Here is a 2,321-nt window from a genome sequence, read left to right on the forward strand (position 1 = left end):
GCGCTGGGACGCGGAGCTGTGCCGGCTGTTTGGCATCCCAGATGGGCTGCTTCCCGACGTTCACGACAACGGCCATATGTTCGGGGCTACGGCGGCGGGATTGTTCGACCGGCCAATCCCGATCGCCGGGATGGCCGGCGACCAGCAAGCGGCTCTGTTCGGCCAGGCCTGCTTCGATCCCGGCATGGCCAAAGCGACCTTTGGCACGGGCGCCTTCATGTTGCTCAACACCGGTGAGGAAGCGGTCACCTCGCAGCACCGACTGCTGACGACACCCGCCTATCGGCGCAACGGGCGCACGACTTATGCGCTGGAGGGATCAATCTTTATCGCCGGGGCCGCGGTCAAGTGGTTGCGCGACGGCCTGGGTATCGTCGCGCAAGCTTCGGACACTGACAAGCTGGCGGCGCGCGTAGCGGACAACCACGGCGTCTATTTAGTGCCGGCATTTGTCGGCCTGGGCGCGCCGCACTGGGACCCGGACGCGCGTGGCGCGATTTTCGGCCTGACCCTGGACACGGGCGCGGCGCACCTCGCCCGGGCCGCACTCGAAGCGGTGGCTTATCAGACCGACGACCTAGTGAAAGCGATGGCCGCCGATGGTGCTGCCGATCCGGCAGCGATTCGCGCTGACGGCGGGATGGCGGCCAACGCCTGGTTTTGTCAGTTTCTCGCCGACATTGTTGAAGTCCCGGTCGAGCGGCCGGCCAATCTGGAGACTACAGCCTTGGGCGCGGCGTTCCATGCCGGCCTGGCGACCGGCGTCTGGCCGAACCTCGGCGCGCTTGCCTGCACCTGGGTTCCGGCCGAGCGATTCGAGCCGAAGATGGCGCCCGGGCTTCGGCACGACCTGCTCGCCGGCTGGGAACGTGTGGTCGACAGGACGCTAGAGCGATCCCGCGCTACCTGAGCTTGCTGATTTTGAGCCTGTCCGCCTTGGCGCGGATTTGGATCGATTCTTCACTACGGGTCAGGGCCTTGGCGATGGCGCGGACCGACATGCCCTTGCCGGCAAGTTGGTGAAGCTTTTGGATCTCGTCCTGTTTCCACGGCTGGCGGTGACGTTCGAAGCGTTGCTCGGCCATGACAAACTCCCTCCTCCAGCCCCGGCTGGCATCGTGCGCAAGGCCTGCTAAACCTCGCCGTTCATGTCCGGGGCCCAAAATTCACCAGCTAACCATCTCTACCTCGTCGACGGGTCGAGCTACATCTTTCGCGCCTATCACCGGCTGCCGCCGCTGACCAACCGGCATGGGATGAATGTCGGCGCGGTCTATGGCTATACGGCGATGCTGTGGAAGCTCGCCGACAGCCTCAACAAAGCCGACGGGCCGACCCATATGGCGGTCATCCTCGACGCCGCAGGCAAGACCCATCGCGACGACATGTTCGACCAGTATAAGGCCAACCGTCCACCCGCGCCCGAGGACCTCATCCCCCAATTCCCGCTGATCCGTACAGCGACGCGCGCCTTCAGTATCCCGTGCATCGAAACCGAGGGGCTGGAGGCGGACGACATCATCGCTTGCTACGTCACCGCGGCGAAACAGGCGGGCTGGAAGGTGACCATCGTCAGCTCCGACAAGGATTTGATGCAATTGGTCGAGGACGGTTCGGTCGACATGCTCGACACGATGAACGACCGCCGCAACGACGAAGCCTATGTCAACGACACGTTTGGCGTTGGCCCCGAGCTGGTCGGCGATGTCCTGGCGCTGATGGGCGACAGCGGCGATAATGTGCCGGGCGTACCCGGCGTCGGCCCGAAGACCGCGACGCAGCTGATCCAGCAGTTCGGCGACCTCGCCACCGTCCTCGCCAGCACCGACCAGATCACCAAGCCCAAGTTGAAGCAGAATCTGATCGACCATGCCGACAATGCGCGATTGTCGCGCGAATTGGTGCGACTGGTGTGCGATGCGCCGTTGCCCGAACCGCTCGACGATCTGACGCTGACCGGCATCCCGCCAGAGCCGCTTCGGGAATTCCTCGAGGAGCAGGGGTTCAAGACGCTGCTGGCGCGGATGGTTGGCGGCCGCGGCGGACTTGGCGGCAGCAGCGGCGGCGGCGGGATCAATGCCGTCATGACGTCAGCTCCCCCGCCCGCGCCAGCGCCGGTGGAAGCGATCGCGATCGACCGATCGACGTATGCAACGGTGACCGACGAAGCGGCGCTCGACCGCTGGATCGAGGAAGCGCGCGGCTATGGCTATATCGCAGTCGACACCGAGACCGATTCCATCGATTGCGTGATCGCCAAGCTCGCCGGGATCAGCCTTGCCACCGCCCCCAACCGCGCTTGCTACATCCCCGTCGGGCAT

At 65.0% G+C, this 2,321-nt stretch carries 3 protein-coding genes; 2 read left to right on the forward strand and 1 reads right to left on the reverse strand.

Annotated elements, in window-relative coordinates; all coding sequences use genetic code 11:
• Positions 1-910: FGGY-family carbohydrate kinase (locus RMO25_RS08875; protein ID WP_309662246.1), on the forward strand; the 910-nt coding region annotated here is incomplete at its 5' end.
• On the opposite strand, the gene RMO25_RS08880 is transcribed toward RMO25_RS08875, so the two are convergent.
• Complete coding sequence (locus RMO25_RS08880) at positions 903-1,085, reverse strand: hypothetical protein (protein WP_309662247.1); 183 nt, start codon at positions 1,083-1,085, stop codon at positions 903-905. The two genes, RMO25_RS08875 and RMO25_RS08880, sit on opposite strands and share 8 nt — an antisense overlap.
• Before the next feature lie 63 nt (positions 1,086-1,148).
• Between RMO25_RS08880 and RMO25_RS08885 the strand changes: the two genes are divergently transcribed.
• Positions 1,149-2,321, forward strand: a 1,173-nt coding sequence (locus RMO25_RS08885) for a 5'-3' exonuclease H3TH domain-containing protein (RefSeq protein WP_309662248.1), incomplete at its 3' end; no start/stop codon positions are given.

The sequence above is a fragment of the Sphingomonas sp. genome (genome assembly GCF_031361285.1).
Lineage (GTDB): Bacteria > Pseudomonadota > Alphaproteobacteria > Sphingomonadales > Sphingomonadaceae > Sphingomicrobium.

Coding starts and splice junctions, on each gene's coding strand:
- RMO25_RS08880 (WP_309662247.1), bottom strand. CDS start 1,085: ATGGCCGAGCAACGCTTCGAACGTCACCGCCAGCCGTGGAAACAGGAC.